Genomic DNA, 19,434 nt, shown 5'->3' with positions numbered 1-19,434 from the left:
CGCATAGCCTTTCCTGCATGACACAGACCATCGACAGGAAAGCTGCCCGCCCGGCTTCGCGTCGTAGCCGGCCTCGGGCGTCCGCCGCTCCCGACTTCGCTGGAGCCGCCCGCCAACCAGCCGCCCGGCAAAAGGCATCGCGAACCGCGCCATCAGCGCCGGCGACCCTGGTCGACCTCTTCGCTGCACAGGTCGCCGCACAGCCGCGCGCCGTCGCGCTCTCCCTGGGGCCGGCCCATCTCTCCTATGCCGAACTCGACGAACGCGCCGAGCAGCTGGCCCAACGGCTGACCGCGATGGGCGCCGGGCCGGGCGCGATCGTCGGACTCTGCCTGCCGCGTTCGCTCGACCTGATCGTCGCACTGGTCGCGATCCTGAAGAGCGGCGCCGCCTATCTGCCGCTCGACCCGGCCTATCCGGGCGAGCGGCTCGCCTTCATGGTCGAAGACGCCGACGCCGCGATCATCATCACCTCCGGCCACGCCGACTGGCTGCCGCCCGGCCGGCAGCGGCTCGATCCGCATCAGCCAGGCGAGGCGGATGCACTCCACACCCCACCGGCGCGACGCGCAGCGGCGGCCGGTGACCTCGCCTATGTGATCTACACCTCCGGCTCGACCGGCAAGCCGAAGGGCGTCGCCATCGAGCACGCCGCGGTGACGCGGCTCTTCAGTGCGACGGACGTCTGGTTCGGCTTCCGGCCCGGCGATGTCTGGACCTTGTTCCATTCCGTCTCCTTCGACTTCTCGGTCTGGGAGATCTGGGGGGCGCTGCTCCACGGCGGGCGTCTCGTGATCGTGCCGGAGAGCACGACGCGGGACCCCGCCGCTTTTTTGCGCCTGCTCGCCGAGGAAGGCGTCACGGTGCTCAATCAGACCCCCTCCGCCTTCGCCGCCCTCGACCGCGCCGATCATGACCGCGGCGGACGCGATCGGCTCTCCTTGCGACTGGTCATCTTCGGCGGCGAGGCACTGGATCCGCGCCGCCTCGCAGGCTGGTACCAGCGCCGCGGCGAGCACACGCATCTCGTCAACATGTACGGGATCACGGAAACGACGGTGCACGTCACCTATCGCCCCCTCTCCCCCGCGGATGTGGATCAGCGGTCGAGCCTGATCGGGCGGCCGATCCCGGACCTGGACCTCATGCTGCTCGACGCCGAGACCATGCGTCCGGTACCGCGAGGCGAGATCGGCGAGATCTTCGTCGCGGGAGCCGGGCTCGCCCGCGGCTATCTGAACCGGCCCGAGCTCAACGCCGCACGCTTCGTTCCGCATCCGGAAAAGCCCGGCGCCCGGCTCTATCGCTCCGGCGATCTCGCCCGCCAGGTCGACGGCGACGATTACGAATATCTCGGGCGGGCCGACCAGCAGGTGAAGATCCGCGGCTTCCGCGTCGAGCTCGGCGAGATCGAGACGGCGCTGATGGCCCATCCCGGCATCAGGCAGGCCGCGGTACTGCTCCGCTGCGACGACGGGAACGAGCGGCTGGTCGGCTATCTCGTGGCTGATGGTGCGGAGCGTCCCTCGCCAGCGGTGCTGAAGGCCCATCTCGGCGAGACCCTGCCGGAGCACATGGTGCCGGCCGCCTTCGTCTTCGTGCCCGATCTCCCGCTGACCGTGAACGGCAAGCTCGACCGCGCGGCGCTGCCGGCGCCGAGCCGTGCGCGGCCGGAGACCGCCGCACCCTATGCCACGCCCCGTAGTGCACTGGAGCGGCGGTTCGCGGATGCCATCGCCGACGTCTTCCAGATCGACATCGTCGGCATCGACGACAATTTCTTCGATCTCGGCGGCAATTCCCTGCTCGTCGCCGAGCTTCACCGGCGCCTGGTTCGCGATCTGCCCTGGTTCGCCTTGGTCGACCTCTACCGCTACCCGAATGTGCGGGCGCTGGCCGGCCACCTGACACCGCAGAAGCCCGGCGCCCTCGGCAGTCTCGCCGCGGCGCGCGAGCGCGGGCTGCGCTCGCGCGGCCTGCCCGCATCCTTTCCTGACAGTGTGTCGATAGGCGGCTCGCATGATTGACCCGCTTCCCGAGCGTGCCATCGCGATCATCGGCCTGGCCGGCCGCTTTCCCGGCGCAGCGAACATCGGCAGGTTCTGGCAGAACCTGCTCGACGGCGTGGAATCGATCACAAGGTTCGCTCCCGCCGAGCTCGAGGACAGCTTCGACGCAGCAACCCGTGCTCTCCCGAACTTCGTTTCGGCGCGGCCTGTGCTCGACAGCGCCGACCAGTTCGATGCGCCCTTCTTCGGCATGCTGCCGCGCGAAGCCGCGCTCACCGATCCGCAGCAGCGCCTCTTGCTGGAATGTGCCTGGGAAGCGCTCGAGGATGCCGGCTACGATCCCGCCGCGCCCGGCCAGTGCATCGGCGTCTTCGCCGGCGCCACCTCCAGCACCTATCTGCTGCAGAACCTGCTGCATGACCGCACGGCGATCGCCGATTACACCTCGGGCTTCCAGGTCGGCAACCTGCCGCTGCTGGTCGGTTCCGCCGCCGATTTCACCGCGACGCGCATCGGCTACAAGCTCGGCCTGACCGGCCCCTGCGTCGCCGTCCAATCGGCCTGCTCGACCTCTCTGCTTGCCGTCGCGCAGGCGGTCCAGAATCTGCTCTGCCATGGCTGTGACATGGCGCTGGCGGGCGGCGTCTCGATCACCTTCCCGCAGCGGCGCGGTTATCTCGCCCAGGAGGGCGGCATGGTTTCGACGGACGGTCATTGCCGCCCCTTCGACGCCGGCGCCAACGGCACGGTGTTCGGCAACGGCGCCGCGCTCGTCGTCCTGAAGCGGCTGGAGGATGCCGTTGCCGATCGCGACCAGATCTACGCCGTCATCCGCGGCGTCGGCGTCAACAATGACGGGGCCGGCAAGGTCGGCTTCACCGCGCCGAGCGTCGACGGCCAGGCCGCGGCAATCGTCATGGCTCACGCAGCTGCTGGAGTCGATGCGCGCTCGATCGGCTATGTCGAGTGCCACGGCACCGGCACGCCGATGGGCGATCCGATTGAGGTCGCCGGCCTCACCGCCGCCTTCCGCCTGACGACCGAGGATCGCGGCTTCTGCGCGCTCGGCTCGGTCAAATCCAATATCGGCCATCTCGACGCTGCGGCCGGCGTCACCGGGCTGATCAAGGCGTCGCTCGCGGTGAACAGCGGGGTGCTGCCGGCGAGCCTGCACGTGGCGCAGCCGAACCCGGCACTCGAACTGCCTGACAGCCCGTTCTTCATCGCCGATCACAAGCAGGAATGGTCCGGGCGGGACGCTCCGCGCCGCGCCGGCGTCAGCGCCTTCGGGGTCGGCGGAACCAATGTCCATCTCGTGCTGGAGCAGGCACCTGCGCGCGAAGCCGCGGCACCGGCCCGCCGCAACCAGCTCCTGACGCTCTCGGCCCGCAGCGCAGCGGCCCTGGGCAAGGCACGGGACAGGCTCGCCGAGCATCTCGAAACCCGGCCCGAGCAGAATCTGGCTGACATCGCCTTCACCTTGCAGACGGGACGACGGCCCTTCCCGCACCGTCTCGCCGTGGTCGCCGGCGATCATGCCGAAGCCGTTGCCGCTCTGCGCAAGCAGAACGCCGAGCGCGTCACCGCGGTGACGGCAGCTGGCGATCTCGTCTTCATGTTCCCCGGCCAGGGCTCGCAATATCCGCAGATGGCGCGCGAGCTCTATGCGGGCGAGCCGGTCTTTCGCCGGACCGTCGACCTCTGCTGCGAGGTGCTGAAACCCGAGCTCGGGCTCGATCTGCGCAGCCTGCTCTATCCGAGCAATGGCGGCGATCCGGAGCGGCTCTCGGCGACGCTGCTCGCGCAGCCGGCGATCTTCACGGTCGAATATGCGCTGGCCCAGCTCCTGATGAGCTGGGGCTTGCAGCCCTCCGCCATGATCGGCCACAGCGTTGGCGAGTTCGCGGCCGCCTGCATCGCCGGCGTCTTCTCGCTGGAGGACGCCCTCTCGCTCGTCGCCAGGCGCGGCCGGATGATGCAGGAACTGCCCGGCGGCGCCATGCTGGCCGTGCGCCTGCCCGATACCGAGATCGCGGCGCTGGCACGAGGCGGCGTCAGCCTGGCAGCGATCAACGCGCCCGGCATGAGCGTACTCGCCGGGCCATTCGAGGCGATCGAGGCGGTGGAAGCAGAGCTCGCACAGCGCGGGGCGACGCATCGCCGCCTGCAGACCTCGCATGCCTTCCACTCCGGCATGATCGACCCGCTGGTCGCGCCCTTCACCGAAGCGGTCGCGGCCATCCGCCTCAATGCACCGGAGCTGCCCTATATCTCCGGCGTGACCGGCGACTGGGTCGGCGCCGAACAGACCACCGACCCCTCCTATTGGGCGCGGCATGCACGCAAGCCGGTGCGCTTTGCCGACGGCATCGCCACGCTGGCGCGCAGCCTCTCGCCCATCCTGCTCGAAGTGGGACCCGGCGCCGCACTGGCGAGTTTCGCGTTGCAAGGTGCTGGTGCGGGCCGGGCCGCCATCTCCTGCCTGCCCGATGCGCAGGGCGATGCCGAAGCCATGCTCGCCGCCGCGCTCGGACGCCTCTGGAGCGCCGGCGTCACGCCGGACTGGTCGGCCTATCAGGCAGCCGGCAAACCGCGCCGCGTCTCGCTCCCGACCTACCCGTTCGAACGCAGCCGGCACTGGGTCGAAGCGCCGGCCGCGTCGGCCGCCACCTCTGTAGCCGCGCCTGCGGCTGCCCCCGTTCAACCTCTTCCCACTCAACCCGAGCAGGAACCGGCCATGGCTCCCCAAGCTGACACCGACATCCCCCTGGGCCGTTCGGAGCTCGGCGGGCGGGTCGCAGCGATCTTCGAGAACCTCTCGGGGCGCTCCTTCGGCGCGGACGAGACCGGTGCGAGCTTCCTCGAGCTCGGTTTCGACTCGCTCTTGCTGACGCAGGCTGCGCAGAGCCTGCAGACGACATTCGGCGTCCAGATCCGCTTCCGCCAGCTACTCGACGATCTGCCGAGCGTGGACGACGTCACGCGCCATATCGCCGAGCTCTGCCCGCAGGAGATGGCGAAGCCGGCGGCGATCGTTCAGGCGACGGCACCGGCCGCACCTGCGCCCACAGCACCAGCACCCGCCGCGACCATTCCCGCAGTCACCATCGCACAGCCGGTCGGCTCCGGCCTCGACGCGTTGATGCGCGAGCAGCTCGATGTGATGTCGCGCCTGATGGAGCGTCAGCTCCAGGCCATGAGCGGCCAGACTGCAGCGCCGGTCACCGCAACCGCAGCGCCGGCCTTGCAGCCTTTGCCTGTCCCACCGCTAGCGGCCATCAAGCCCCAACCGGCACCGCCCCCCCAAACTGCAGCGAGCAACGCCGCCACCGGTTCGACGGCACGGTTCAAGCCGCTGATCCGCACGGGCAACGAAAGCCTCACCGAAGCCCAGCGCGCCCACATCGCCCGGCTGACCAAGCTCTATGTCGGCAAGACCGCGACCTCGAAGCGGCTCGCCGACCAGCACCGCCCGGTCCTGGCCGACCCGCGCACCGTCTCCGGCTTCGCCGCCGACTGGAAGGAGATGGTCTATCCGATCGTCTCCGCCCGAGCGAAGGGCGCGCAGATCTGGGATGTCGACGGCAACGCCTATATCGATCTCGTCAACGGCTATGGCCAGACCGCCTTCGGCCATGCGCCCGATTTCGTCGTCGAAGCGGTTCGGGCCCAGCTGACGGACGGCTTCGCGATCGGGCCGCAATCGCCGCTGGCGCACGAGGCCTCGAAGCTGTTCTGCGAATTGACCGGCCATGCCCGCGTCGCCTTCTGCAATACTGGCTCCGAAGCGGTGATGGCGGCGATGCGCGTCGCCCGCACCGTCACCGGCCGCGACCGGATCGTAGCGTTCTCAGGCGCTTATCACGGCCAGTTCGATGAAGTCCTGGTCCGCGGCGTCGGCGAACAGCATCGTTCGGTACCCGCAGCCCCTGGCATTCCGGCCGAGGCCGTTGGGCGCATGACCGTGCTAGAATACGGTACCGACGAGAGTCTCACCTGGCTGCGCGAGCATGCGCATGAGCTTGCCGCGGTCCTGGTCGAACCGGTCCAGAGCCGCCGGCCGGGCTACCTGCCCGTCGCCTTCCTTAAGGAACTGCGCGCCATTACGGAGAAGGCCGGCGCGGCGCTGGTCCTCGACGAAGTGGTCACCGGCTTCCGTGTCCATCCCGCCGGCGTGCAGGCCCTACTGGGCATCAAGCCGGACCTCGCGACCTACGGCAAGGTCGTCGGCGGCGGCCTGCCCGTCGGCCTCTTGGCCGGCACCCCGCGTTTCATGGACGCGCTCGACGGCGGCGCCTGGCGCTTCGGAGACGACAGCGTTCCGGAGGTCGGCGTCACCTTCTTTGCCGGCACCTTCGTCCGGCATCCGCTGGCGCTGGCGGCAACGGTCGCGGTGCTCAGGCATCTCAAGGAGAAAGGGCCGGCGCTGACAGACGCCCTGACACAGCGCATGCAAGATCTCGTCGAGGCCCTGCGACGCGCCTTCGCGAGGGTCGGCTGGGACGTGCCGATCGAGAGCTATGGCAGCGTCGCCTATTTCGAGCCGGGCCGCGACCACCGCCTCGGCAGCCTGCTGCACTACCATCTGCGGGCGCGCGGCATCTTCATCCAGGAGCACTATCCCTGCTTCCTGACGACCCAGCATGGCGATGCCGAGATCGCGGCGATCATCGCCGCCTTCGAGGACAGTCTCGCTGTGATGCGGCGGGACGGCATGCTGCCTGGAACGGTGGGCGAGAGCCTGCCGCCGGACATGCCCGCCGCGCCATCGCAGATCGAGCTACCGCTAACCGAGGCCCAGACCGAAATCTGGCTATCGGACCAGACCGGCCCCGAGGCCAGCGCCGCCTTCAACGAATCCGTCAGCCTGACGCTGGACGGCGACGTCGATGCGCTGCGTCTCGCCGAAACGGTCCGGCAGGTCGCCGGCCGGCATGCGATCCTCCATGCGCGCTTCTCGCCTGATGGCGAGACGATGCAGGTTTCGCCCTCGGAAACGTTCCCGGTTGCGATCAGCGATCTGCGCGGCGAGCCTGATCCGCAGGCAGCCCTGCAAGCTTTGATCGAAGCCTATGCGAGCCGCCCCTATGACCTCGTGCAGGGACCCGTAGCCGAAGCCGAGATCATCCGGCTCTCCGAGCAGAAGCATGTGCTGATCCTGTCGGCACACCACATCGTCTGCGACGGCTGGTCGACGAACATCCTGCTCGACGAGATCGCGACCGTCTACCGCTCCGGCGTCGACGGGCTGCCGGCAGCGATGCCCTTCGCGGACTACGCAGCCGAAACCCGACAGGACCCGCGCACGGAAGAGGCCGCGGCCTACTGGGCCGGCATGTTTACGGAGCTTCCCACCCCGCTCGAACTGCCTACCGACCGGCCACGGCAGGCGCCGCGCAGCTTCAATGGCGGCACGCGCACCAGCTTCATCGAGGCTGGGCTCTATCGCCAGGTGAAGGCAGCGGGCGCACAGCGCCGGCGGACGCTCTTCGCCACGCTCTTCGCCAGCTTCCAGGTGCTGCTGCTGCGGCTCTCGGGCCAGCGCGATCTCGTCATCGGCGTCCCCGCCGCCGGGCAATCACAACTCGGCGGCCCCTCGCCCGTCGGCCATTGCGTCAACTTCCTTCCCATCCGCGGTGCCATTGATCCGAACGAGCCGTTCTGCGCCCATCTCGACAAGGTCGGGCGCATCGTCCTCGACGCCTATGACCACCAGAGCTTCACGCTCGGTGCGCTGCTGAAGCGGCTGCGCATCCCGCCGGTGTCCGGTCGGCTGCCGCTCGTCGAGGTGCAGTTCAACCTCGAACGGCTGGCCGGCAATCTCGACTTCGGCCCAGGAGTCAAAGCGAGCGCCGAGCCGAACCCGAAAGCCTTCTCGACCTTCGATCTCTACTTCAACATCGGCGAGTCCGACGAGGGCTTGCGGATCGACTGCTGCTACGGCTCCGACCTCTTCGACGCAGCCACCATCGACCGCTGGCTCGGCCACTACCGGACGCTGCTCGCCGCCTTCGTCGCCAATCCCGACATGGTCATCGCGGCAATGCCGCTGATCGAGGGTGATGAGCGCCAGCGCCTCGTCTCGGACATCAACGATACGCAGGTCGCGCTCCAGAGCGACGACGGCACGATCCAGGCCTTCGAACGCCAGGTCCAGCAGCAGCCGGAAGCGATCGCCGTCTCATGTGGCGATCAGCAGCTCTCCTATGCCGCGCTGAACGCCTGGGCCGACCGGATCGCCGCCGAGCTGACGGCGCGCACCGACGTTGCTCAAAGCCGCGTCGGCCTGCTGATCGAACGCTCGCCGGCGCTGATCGCCGGCATGCTCGGCGCACTCAAGGCAGGCTTCCCCTATGTGCCGCTCGATCCCGTCATGCCGAAAGCGCGCATCCGACGCATCCTGCGCGATTCCGAGGCTGTCGCCCTGCTGACCGCTGGCCCGCTCGACGCGGCAGTCCTTGAGCCGGACGAAGCGCTCATGCTGATCGATGTCGACCAGACCACGGCGAATCTCGACGGGATCAGGACGACCGCGATCACCCCCGATCAACTCGCCTATGTGATCTACACCTCCGGCTCGACCGGCGCGCCGAAAGGCGTCGAGATCAGCCATGGCGGGCTGTCGAACCTGCTCTTCGCGATGGCGCGTGAGCCCGGCTTCTCCAGCTCCGACACGATGCTCGCCATCACGACGGTGACCTTCGACATCGCGGCGCTGGAATTGCTGCTGCCGCTGATCCAGGGCGGCCGCGTCGCGATCGCGACCGCAGACGAAGCAAGGGACGGAGCCGAACTCCTGGCCCGGTTGCAGCAGAGTGATGCGAGCGTGCTGCAGGCGACGCCGATGACCTGGCGCCTGCTGCTCGAAGCCGGCTTCCGCTCGCGGCCGGGCCTGCGCATGCTCTGCGGCGGCGAAGCCCTGCCACTCGACCTCGCACGCAAGCTGCTCGAAGGCGGCGGCGAACTCTGGAACATGTACGGGCCAACCGAGACCACGATCTGGTCCTCCGTCGCCCGCATCCAGCCGGACGACGAGGTCGTCACGATCGGCCTGCCGATCGCCAACACGCAGTTCTACGTCGTCGACGGCAACAACGAGCCCGTCGGCGTCGGCATCCCCGGCGAACTCCTGATAGGCGGCGCCGGCCTGGCGCGTGGCTATGCCAATAATCCAAAGCTCACTGCGACGAGCTTCATCGACAATCCGATCGACCCCGGCGCGAGCGCGAAGGCCTACCGTACCGGCGACCGCGCCAAATATCTTCCCGATGGCCGCATCCTGCATCTCGGGCGCCTCGACCATCAGGTGAAGTTGCGCGGCTTCCGGATCGAGCCCGGCGAGGTCGAGGCCGTTCTCGCCCGCAAGACCGGTATCGTCTCGGCCGTGATCCTGCGCGAAGACGTGCCCGGCGAGCCGAGGCTGGTCTGCTACTATGTCACCGGAACGGAAAGCCCGCCGCCGACCGAGTTGCGGGCCGCGCTGGCGCAGGAACTACCGGACTACATGGTTCCGACCGCCTGGGTCGGCCTGCCGGCCCTGCCGCTGAACCAGAGCGGCAAGCTCGACCGCGCCGCGCTTCCAGCGCCGGACGCCCAGAGCGCGGCGCCCAAGCCTGACAAGCCAGCCGACAAGGCCATGCCGCGAACGCCCGTCGAAGAGACGCTGATCCGCATCTGGAGCGAGGTGCTGCGGCGCGAGGATATCGATGTCGACGACGACCTCTTCGACCTCGGCGCCGATTCCCTCAGCATCTTCCAAATCACCAGCCGCGCCCGCCGCGAAGGCCTCAAGGTCGCCGCCCGGGACTTCTTCCGGAATCGGACGATCGCGGCCGTCGCGGCAGCTCTTCCCGATGGGGCCGTCCCTGAAACGCCTGCCCCGGCCGCGACGTTCTGGAAGCGGCCCTGGCGACGCCAGCGCGATGGAGAACAACAGGGCGAGCCGGGTGCCGTCTCGCAGCGCGAGAGAAGGTGAACGAGCCATGGCGAACCAGTTCACGCGCGAACCTGAACCGCAACTTCGCGAGCCGGACCGTATCGTGCTGACGGCAAGATGCTCATCGGCGCAGGAGCGCTATTGGGCGATCGACAGCAAGGACCCCGGCACGCCAGCACTCAACATTGCCGTCAAATGGCGGATCAGGGGGCATCTGGATGCTTCGCTGGCACAGGAGGCATTCCAGGCGATCCTGAACCGTCATGAATCCTTGCGGACGGCCATCCGGCTGGAAGATGGCCGCCCCGTTCAGGCGATCGCCGAGCAGGTTCCGTTCAAGTTGCCGGAGATCGACCTGTCCGGCCTGCCCGAGGCGGACCGGACCAGGGAAGCCGATCGCATCGCGCAGAGCGAGGCGTGCACGCGCTTCGACCTCGCCGAAGCACCGCTGCTGCGGGCGACGCTGCTGCGCAAGAGCCGCGCCGAAGCCGTCATCCTGGTCGTCGCCCATCACATCGTGAGCGACGGCTGGTCGATGGGTATCATTGCCAAGGATTTCGTCGCGGCCTATCAGGCGCTCGGCCGCGGCCGCGAACCGGTTCTCTCCGAACTTCCTCTCCAATATTCCGACTTCGCCGAGGGGAGCGATGACGGCATGGCCGGCGGCCCGCTCGCGCGCGAGGAGGCTTATTGGCAGCGCCAACTCGCCGATCTGCCCATCGTCGAAGTGCCGGCCGATCGCCAGCGCCCCGCGACACGCAGCACGAATGGAGCCTCGCTCTCGCGATTGCTTCCGCGCGCCCTGACCGCCGGGCTCGCCGATCTGGCGCGCAAGGAAGGTACGACTTTCTTTTCAGCGGCTTATGCCGTTCTCCTGACCTTGCTTCGGCAACGCACCGGCGCCTCCGACCTCGTGCTCAGCACGCAGATGGCGAACCGGGACGATGTCGAGCTCGAGGCGATCGTCGGCCCCTTCGTCAACACGCTCGTGCTGCGCACCAGGATCTCCGAGGAGCAGAGCTTCCTCGATCTTTGTCAGGCTGCCCGCGACACGTTCGAGGAGGCCGTCGATCATCATCAATGGCCGTTCGACCGACTCGTGCCGCTCTTGCCGAGCAGTGGCGACGCCAGCCGGCCACCGGTCTCGATCAACTTCATCGTCCAGCGCGCCTTCATCGGCGAGCTCGCCAATGACAGCTTCCAGCTGTCGGGGATTCCCTCGCCCCTGCCTGGCGCACTCCACGATCTCAACTTCATCCTGGTCGAACGCGAGGAAGGCTGGCGCCTGACCTGCGAGTATCATCGCGACCTCTATGACGAAGCGACCGCGAGCGAGCTGGCGGCGCAGTTCGAAAGCCTGGCGGAAGCCCTCGTCGCCAACCCGGCCGCGCGCTTGCCGCGACCCGCGCCCAGCTCGCTGCCGATCGCATCCCCGCTCTGGCTGCCGGCCACTCCGGCCCAGCCGCCGGTGATCGACGTCACGGCGCTGCGCCGAACCTGGCTGCAGCAGACCGGCACGCAGCCGACCCTGTTCGCGCTCAACCACACCGCCCACAACCTGCGTCTTTATCGGCCGTTGTCGCATGAACTCGGCCCCGATCAGCCTTTCGTGGCACTGCAATTGCTCGACCCATTGGTGAACGGCGCGGCGCCAGCCTCGATCGAACAGCTCGCGGCGGCCTATTGCGAGGCGATCATCGCGACCAAGCCGGACAGCCGCTATCGGATCGCCGGCTTCTGCCGCTCCGGCGTGATCGCCGTGGAAGTCGCCAAGCAACTGGAAGCGAACGGCAAGCAAGTCGATCTGGTGGCGCTGATCGATTGCTGGGCGCCCGGCTATTTCCTGCGGCAACCCTACAGCGCACGCTTGTGGTTCAGGCTGAAACGCGCCGGCCGCTTCGCCCGGCGGTTCTGGCAGGCCGGCCCGCGCAGCTTCGTGACGCGCATGTCGTTCTGGCTGCAATCGACTGCCGCTATCCGGCAGGCAAAACGCCTGTTCTTCTGGCGCCCGGCCGAGGAAGCGGCCGACGAAGCCGATTTCTGGCGGACGACCGACGAACTCGAGGCCCTGGTCCAGCGCTATGCGCTGCCAACCTATGACGGGCGCGTCCTGATCTTCCGGAGCGGGGCGATCCCACCCGGCTGGCCACCGGACGCCACTCTCGGCTGGGCGAGCCATCTTGCGCCGGATACGCCCTGCTTCGCCGTCGACGGCGAAGGTCATGAAGGCGCATTCTCCGAAGCCGGATCACGGACGATGGCCGAACGGATCGTCGAGGCCACAGGCCAGGCGCGGCATTGACTGACGGCTCTTGCCTCCAGCAAGAGCTACGGCCGGGCCATCCAGACGGCAGACCAGCCACGATGCCGTGCGGCGAGCGTACCGCAATACCCCGGCGCGGGCTCCAGATCGGCCAGCTGCCAGAGATCGGCCTCGGCCGGATCGGACTCGACGGCAAGAAGCCGCGCCCTGAGCGGATCGAGCGAGACTTCGAAACTCGACGGCGAGCCATTGAGGCCGATGCCGATCGCCTTCAGGCAGGCTTCCTTCCGTGTCCAACAACGAATGAACGTTTCCTCGCGCAGCGCCGGCCTGAGGGCCGAGAGCATTGCGAACTCCCGCGGCGCGAGACACCCTGCCAGGAGGTCGGCCGAAACCGGCCGGATGCGCTCGATATCGACCCCGACCTGCATGCCATCGGCCACCGCGACGATCGCAAGGTCGCCGGAATGACTGAGATTGAAGGCGATGGGCCGCCCCTTGTACTCGTTGGCGAGAAACGGCTTGCCGAATGCCGTCTCGCCAAAGCGGAGCTGCGGCGGCGGAATGGGGATGTAGAGGGCCAGGACGCGCCGCAGCCAGTTGCGTGCCACGATGAATGCGGCCCGTGCCTTCCCGTCATGAAAGCGGTCGGCGCGGGCGCATTCCTCCTCTGACAGAATCCCGCGTCGCCCTGCCGCCTCCGCCGCGCGAAGATCAACGCGGCAGCACCAGAGATGCACCTGAGAGGATGGCAGCGGCATCATGGCGCCGGCACCGTCATCATGCGGCCGCCGGCCGGCGCAACGGGCGGGCTCGCCAGCAGACCCGGGATCCGAAGTGCGAGCATCGCCAGGACGATGAGAGCGGCGAGCTCCGACAGAAGGGTCACTGCGATCAACCCAGCCACGCCGAAGGTGAGCGCAGCCGGATAAACCGCAAGCAAGCTGAAGGAACCTCCGACGAGCGTCGCCAGGAAAACCGGCCGCGTGCGCTCCAGCGCCCGGAAGGAACAGCCGAGGACCAGGCTCAGCAGCGCCATCGGAAAGGCGAAGGAGTACCAGACGATGACCCAGTCGAATTCGAGGATCTCGCCGCCATAAAGCTGGTGCAGCAGCCAGGGGCCGAACAGGCCGAGGCCAAGAACCGCCATGGCGCCGATAGAGCCGGCGAACAGCATGGCGCGGACAAGGGTCCGGTGGAGACCTTGCATGCCGCCCTCCGCCAGCGCCTTCCCGGCCAAGGGCGGAACGATGTTCTCCAGCGCCTCGCGCACCACGTTGAGGACGGCGAGCAGGCTCTGCGCTGCCCTGAGGGCGCCAAGCACTTTCGGCCCGAAGAGACCAGCCGTCACCAGGAGCCCGCTATAACTGAGCACCCACTGCACCGACCCGGTCAGGACAAGCCAACGCGCCGACCGCCATTGCCGCATGGTGACGCTGGTCAGGATCTGCCGCCGCCACAGCAGAGGCCCCGACATGCGCAAACCGCAGAGCGTCGAAATCGCAGCGGCTCCGGCGACGGCCCATAGAGCATTCTCGACGCTCATCAATCCGACCTGCCAGAGCATCGCGAGCGTCCCGAGCCTGAGAAGCTGGTTGATCACGTCGATCAGCAGGATCCCGGCCGGCCGCCGGCGGGCAAACAGATACCGTCTCAGAAAGTCCTGCGTCAGATACGAGGCCGCGGCCATGGCGCCCGGTAGTGCGGCGTCGGCAAGGAGCGACGGTGCGCCCGCGGCAAGCCTCAGCACGACGAAGATCGCGATGGTCGCGACGACGACGTAACCCGCCTGGTGGAGGAAGACCACGGTGTAATAGGCCTCGGCCTCGGCCCCCTGCTCCTTGGTGCCGATGCTCATCATCGGACTGACGATGAGGCCGAGCTGAAGGCTCATTGCGAAATAAAGCGCGAGCCAGACCATCGTGTAGAGCCCGAAGGCTTCGAGGCCCAGCGCTCGCGCCAGCAGGATGGTCGTCAGGAAATTGCAGGCGCTGGCCAGTGCCTGATCGCCGAATGACAGCGCCGGATCGCGCATCGAGCGCAGACGCATGCCCATCCCTACCCGCGCCTTGCCGCCGGGTTCGTCCTGTCGCGGGAGGCCGAACACCCAGCCAACCTTGCCCGAGCGCCGCATGTCGTGGAGCCTCCGCGGGCAATCGCCCAGCCACATCTTCACCGACCGAAGTCTAGCGTCGTCGTCCCGCCCACTACGCTGGGCATCGGGACTGCCCAGAAGGAGGGGGCCCGGCCGCCTCACCGGCATGGCTACCTCGGATGCCCATCCTGTCTGGGCCTGGCCGAAGGCTAGTCTCCTCACGCGACGGCACTTGCAGCGCAGACCGAGGATGGCGGTGAGAGGGATATCGCGAGCACCGACTGAGGTTGCGGCCGGCCGGCGGGCGACCGACCGCTATCTGCCGATCCTGGCGCTCGGCTTTGCCGGATATGTCGTCTTCGGCAAGAGCTTCGCCTATCTCGGCGTGCCCCCACTCTTCGTGGGCGAGATCCTGTTCGCACTCGGGCTGCTCGCGTTCTTCGCCACGGGCTGCGCGACCGCGCTGCTCACCACCGTGCCGGCCATTATCGCAGCCCTGCTCATGGCCTGGGTCCTGCTGCGGACGCTGCAGGGCATCGGCGCTTATGGGGTCGACGCGCTGCGCGACGGCGCGGTCGCGCTCTATGGCGGCTTCGCCTTCATCGTCGCGGCGCTGATCGTTGAGCGTCCGATCCGCATCGCCCAGATCATGGGTTACTTCCGGATACAGGCGCGGGTGCTGATCCCGATCGCGATCGTCCTATACCTGATCGCGCGCTTCTTCTTCGCCTCGATCCCGAAGCTGCCCGGCCACAATGTCGAGATCATCTCGGTGCGCTCGGGTGAGCTCGCAGCACATCTCTGCGGCGCGCTCGTGCTCGTCCTGGTCGGCCTTTGCAAGGTCAGCCGAACCTGGCTCGCCGTCGCTCTCGGCGCAGCCCTGCTCATCGCCAGCCAGAGCCGCGGCGGTATGCTGGCCTTGCTGGTCCCGCTCGTCCTGGCCATGGTCCTGACCGGCCAGATAGGCCGCCTCGCCGCCATCGCCGGCGGCCTGACGCTCGTGATGTTCCTGGCCTATTCGGTCGATTTCGAGATCGACCTGCCCCGAGGCGAGCGCCCGATCAGCGCGGTCGCCGTCGTCGAGAATCTCGCCAGCGTCACCAAATCGAGCGACGCCAACAATCTCGACGGCACCAAGCAATGGCGGCTGAACTGGTGGCAGGCCATTCGCGACTACACCATCCATGGCCCCTATTTCTGGACCGGCAAGGGTTTCGGCATGAATCTGGCGGAGGCCGACGGGTTCGTCGTCGGGCTCGAACGCGGCGGGCCGACCGTACGCAGTCCGCATAGCGTGCATATGACCTATCTTGCCCGCGGTGGCGTGCCCGGCCTCGCCCTCTGGCTCCTGACCATCGGCAGCTGGAGCGTGGCGCTGCTACGGGCCGCCCACCTCGCCTGGCGACGCGGCGACCTCGACTGGGCGCGCTACTTCGTCTTCCTGGTCTGCTACCTCGCCTCGATCGTCATCGACGCCTCCTTCGACGTCGCGCTCGAGGGGCCGATGCTGGGCATCCCCTTCTGGATCCTGTTCGGGATCGGTTTCGGCTCGCTGATGGTCTACCGCGCCTGGCATCTCGTCGAGGCCCCGGCGCGCTTCGAGCGCGTGACGCGCAGCGGCGCACGCATCATCGGTGCGGCCCTGCTCGGGGCGATGGCGCTGCTGGACAGCCCTCCCTCCGAAGCCACCGAGAATGCCCCCTGCCCGCCCGGCTCGATCCTGGTCCCGGTCGGTGCATCCATTCAGGCGCTCGTCGACAAGGCTCCCCCTGGAGCAACCTTCTGCATCGCGGCCGGCACCCATCGAGGCCAGCTGGTAGCGCCCAAGGACCGGCAAACCTTCATCGGCCAGCCCGGCGCTGTTCTGAACGGCGCCGAACTGATCACCGACATTCGCCAGAAGGATTCCTTCTGGGTGACCGCCATGCCTCAGTTCGGGATCAAGCCGTTTGGCTCCTGCCTGGCCAATCGCGCCCGCTGCAACGATCCGCGACGCTTCTTTCTCGATGGTCAACCGCTGGAGCCGGTCTCGGACCGTGCCGACCTGCAGCCAGGCCGCGTCTATTCCGATGCTGCGACAGGGTTGAGCTATCTTGCTGACGATCCGCGCGGCCGGACCCTGGAGCGGACGCGTCTCCTCTATGCGTTCAACAGTCGGGGCGCGCGCGGTGTCGCCGTCAAAGGCCTGATCGTCGAGAAATATGCGACGCCGGCCCAGCAGGGCGCGATCTTCGGCGACGAGAACCCGCGCGCCACCGACTGGCTGATCGAAGGCAACGAGGTCCGCTTCAACAGCGGATCGGGTATCGCGACCGGCGACAGGAGCATCGTCCGCCGCAACAAGGTGCATCACAACGGCCAGCTGGGGATCTCGCCCAACGGCTCCGATGTCGTGATCGAAGACAACGAAATCTACGAGAACAACATCTACGGCTTCGACGCCGCCTGGGAGGCTGGCGGCGTCAAGGCGGGCAAAGTCGAGCGCCTGACGCTGCGCGGCAACCATGTGCACGATAATTACGGTTCGGGACTCTGGTGCGACGTCGACTGCCGCAACGTCCTGTTCGAGAACAATCTCGTCGAGCGCAATTCGGACGCCGGCATCTTCTACGAGATCAGCTTCGATGCCATCATCCGCAACAATACCGTTCGCCTGAACGGGACCGGACGTGGTGGCCAGCAGGGCAGCGCCTGGATCTGGGGCGCCGGCATCCAGATCGCAGCGTCCGAAGGCGTGAGTGTCTACGGTAACAAGGTCACAGTGGCCCCGGGCGGAACTGGCATTATCATCGTCGACCAGGGCCGCGAACGGCTCGATCAACCCAAGCGGAGGGACGGCCAAAAGAAGCTGTTCTACCTGACGGCGCGCAACTCCGTGCACGACAACGAAATCGTCTACGATGGAAACTCCGGCCTCTCCGGCGGAGCGAGTGACGTTCCCGATTCCAATCCGAACTTCGGGATCATCGAAACCGGCGGAAACCGCTTCGACCGCAACATCTATGTGCTGCACCGGGCGACCGATGCCCCGCTCTTCATCTGGGGTGGAGAGCCGGTCTCCTATGAACGATTCCGCGATCTCGGCCAGGAAGCGAACGGCCGGATCATCCGGGCCGATCAGGGTCCGCCTGCCCAGAACGGCTTAGTCCAGAAGCCCTAACGCTCCGTCGTCGGACCAAGCTGCCGACGGAACGCCCAGCGCTAGGATCATGCCCGGGAACCGGCACGTCATTGCGAGGCGAAGAACTCATGAACATGATCCCGCGCTCGTTCCGCCGGTCCCAGTTCCGCGAAGAACGCTTCAAGACCTATGTCCGCCCGATCATCGATGCCGTGGTCAGGAAGCGGGGGTCGTGCCGGATACTCGACCTCGGAGGAGACGCCGATTACTGGCAGTTCGACCTGCCGCCTTCGGGGGTGGAGATCTGGCTCCTGAACATCGAAGCCAAGACCCCCTCGCCCGATCCGCGCTTTCACGTCGTCCAGGGCGACGCGCGCGACGTCAGTGCGTTTGGCGAGGAGAGCTTCGACTTCGTACATTCCAATTCACTGATTGAACATGTCGGCCGCTGGGCCGATATGAAGCGCGTCGCAGCAGAGATCAGACGGCTTGCTCCGAACTACTATGTGCAGACACCGAACTTCTGGTTTCCGCTCGATCCGCACAGCAATGCACCGATGATGCACTGGCTACCGCAGCCGCTGCAGCGGCGGATGGTGTCGAGCAGGGCGCGCGGCTTCTATGCGAAGGCCGCCTCTCTCGACCAAGCCATGCAGATCGTGGAAGGCACCTCGATGCTCGACCGGGCTCAGCTCGCGGAGCTCTTTCCCGACGCGGAGATCCTGACCGAGAACGTCCTGTTCCTCCCCAAATCGCTGATCGCCATCAGGACCCGGGAGACGTGAAGCAGCGGGACACCATGCACCGGGATTTCGCCTTCCTGGCTCTGGCCAAGGATTGCGCCCGTACCGTCCCGCGCTTTCTGGACTTCCTCGACAGGCTTCGCGACAACGGTGTCAGCGTCTGTGCATTCGTCGGCGAGAACGGTTCGCGGGACACAACGCGTGCGCTGCTTCGACAGGCGGAGGAACAGAGGAAAGTCATCCTGGTCCCGACCCCGTTCATGGCAGACGAGCCCGAACGACTGAGACGGATGGCGCTGGGCCGGGAAAGGCTCAAAGCCGAACTCGAAGCATCAGGCGTCGAACCTCGCTTCGTCTGCGTTCTCGACATCGACAACGTCCTCACCACGCCGCCAACGGTATCCGCTCTCCTCGCGGCGGCCTCGAAACTCGACCGGCCCGGCGTTGTCGGCGTGTCGGCCACGTCCCGACCGCACTATTACGACCTCCTGGCATTCGAGGACGAGCATCGATCATTCGAAACGCTTCTCGATGACCTAGCGGAAAGCCGGGTCGACATCTTCAAGTACTATCGCTTTTTCCGTTCCCGCATCTATCCGCACCAGCGCGCCCTGACAGACGACCGGGAGATCGAGTGCGCCTCGACCTTCAACGGCCTGTGTCTCTATCGCGCCGACACCTATCGCCTCGGCAGCTACCTCCAGGAGGGCCCGAGCATTTGCGAGCACCTCGCCTTCAACCGCCGCCTCGCCGCCCAGACCGGAGGGGCGATGCTGATCGACCCCGGTCTGGTGCTCAGCACGCCTGCAGACCATGCCCAGCGGAGTTTTCTGCCATTTGCGTGGCGGCGGCTCAAGAAATTGGCAGATAAGCCGTTTCACCGCCGGGTTCGCCGCTCTGATCCAATCGCTTCGTGATCGGCGAATGTGAACGGCCGTTCACAAGAATGCAGGGGCATCGCACCAGTTCGGCCCTTCGACGCGCGCCAGCAGGGGAAATGGCCGGCCTAGTCGAGCCGATCGCCACTGTCTTGGCGAGAATGCTGCAATTGCGAATACCGGCGCGATCACAAGTTCAAAATGGAACAATCTCCCTCGCGGCCCCACGCGCCTTGACGCAATCGCCAGCATCGCACACATGCAATTGGCGCTCTTGACATGGGTCATTGCAGAAATGAGGCCTTCAATATTTTGGGTCCGCATCGAAGAAAAGTTACTATACTACCCATCCGCACAATCCATTTGCCCTTTTGCGATCCCGATCTGGA

Annotated in this window: 8 protein-coding genes; 6 read left to right on the top strand and 2 right to left on the bottom strand. The window is 67.1% G+C overall.

Translation table 11 applies throughout. The features are described from left to right. The first annotated feature begins 17 nt into the window (after window positions 1-17). From ACWIGM_RS17795 to ACWIGM_RS17785, 3 genes are read left to right on the top strand one after another with little or no spacing between them, the layout of a single operon-like run. Complete coding sequence (locus tag ACWIGM_RS17795; RefSeq protein WP_454027290.1) at window positions 18-2,027, top strand: amino acid adenylation domain-containing protein; 2,010 nt, start codon at window positions 18-20, stop codon at window positions 2,025-2,027. Then, window positions 2,020-9,984 carry a hybrid non-ribosomal peptide synthetase/type I polyketide synthase gene (locus tag ACWIGM_RS17790; protein ID WP_454027289.1) on the top strand — a complete coding sequence of 2,655 codons (7,965 nt, stop codon included), beginning with the start codon at window positions 2,020-2,022 and terminating at the stop codon, window positions 9,982-9,984. Before ACWIGM_RS17795 ends, ACWIGM_RS17790 begins: the two co-directional genes overlap by 8 nt. A 7-nt stretch (window positions 9,985-9,991) precedes the next feature. After that, window positions 9,992-12,247 (top strand): condensation domain-containing protein, encoded by a 2,256-nt coding sequence (locus ACWIGM_RS17785; protein WP_454027288.1) that lies wholly within the window; start codon window positions 9,992-9,994, stop codon window positions 12,245-12,247. Between the two features lie 26 nt (window positions 12,248-12,273). Here ACWIGM_RS17785 and ACWIGM_RS17780 read toward each other — a convergent pair whose 3' ends face one another. Further along, a complete protein-coding gene (locus ACWIGM_RS17780; RefSeq protein ID WP_454028019.1) occupies window positions 12,274-12,969 on the bottom strand; it encodes a 4'-phosphopantetheinyl transferase family protein in 696 nt (231 codons plus the stop codon). Next, a complete protein-coding gene (locus ACWIGM_RS17775; protein WP_454027287.1) occupies window positions 12,969-14,342 on the bottom strand; it encodes a lipopolysaccharide biosynthesis protein in 1,374 nt (457 codons plus the stop codon). Before ACWIGM_RS17775 ends, ACWIGM_RS17780 begins: the two co-directional genes overlap by 1 nt. A 217-nt stretch (window positions 14,343-14,559) precedes the next feature. Between ACWIGM_RS17775 and ACWIGM_RS17770 the strand changes: the two genes are divergently transcribed. From ACWIGM_RS17770 to ACWIGM_RS17760, 3 genes are all read left to right on the top strand, one after another. Next, window positions 14,560-17,463 (top strand): right-handed parallel beta-helix repeat-containing protein, encoded by a 2,904-nt coding sequence (locus ACWIGM_RS17770; protein ID WP_454027286.1) that lies wholly within the window; start codon window positions 14,560-14,562, stop codon window positions 17,461-17,463. Between the two features lie 89 nt (window positions 17,464-17,552). Further along, window positions 17,553-18,209 carry a methyltransferase domain-containing protein gene (locus ACWIGM_RS17765; RefSeq protein ID WP_454027285.1) on the top strand — a complete coding sequence of 219 codons (657 nt, stop codon included), beginning with the start codon at window positions 17,553-17,555 and terminating at the stop codon, window positions 18,207-18,209. Continuing rightward, window positions 18,206-19,084 carry a glycosyltransferase family 2 protein gene (locus tag ACWIGM_RS17760; RefSeq protein WP_454027284.1) on the top strand — a complete coding sequence of 293 codons (879 nt, stop codon included), beginning with the start codon at window positions 18,206-18,208 and terminating at the stop codon, window positions 19,082-19,084. Before ACWIGM_RS17765 ends, ACWIGM_RS17760 begins: the two co-directional genes overlap by 4 nt. The last annotated feature ends 350 nt before the right edge of the window (window positions 19,085-19,434 follow it).

Source organism: Allobosea sp. NPDC055332 (assembly GCF_053645455.1).
This window is presented reverse-complemented; position numbering and strand designations above follow the sequence as displayed.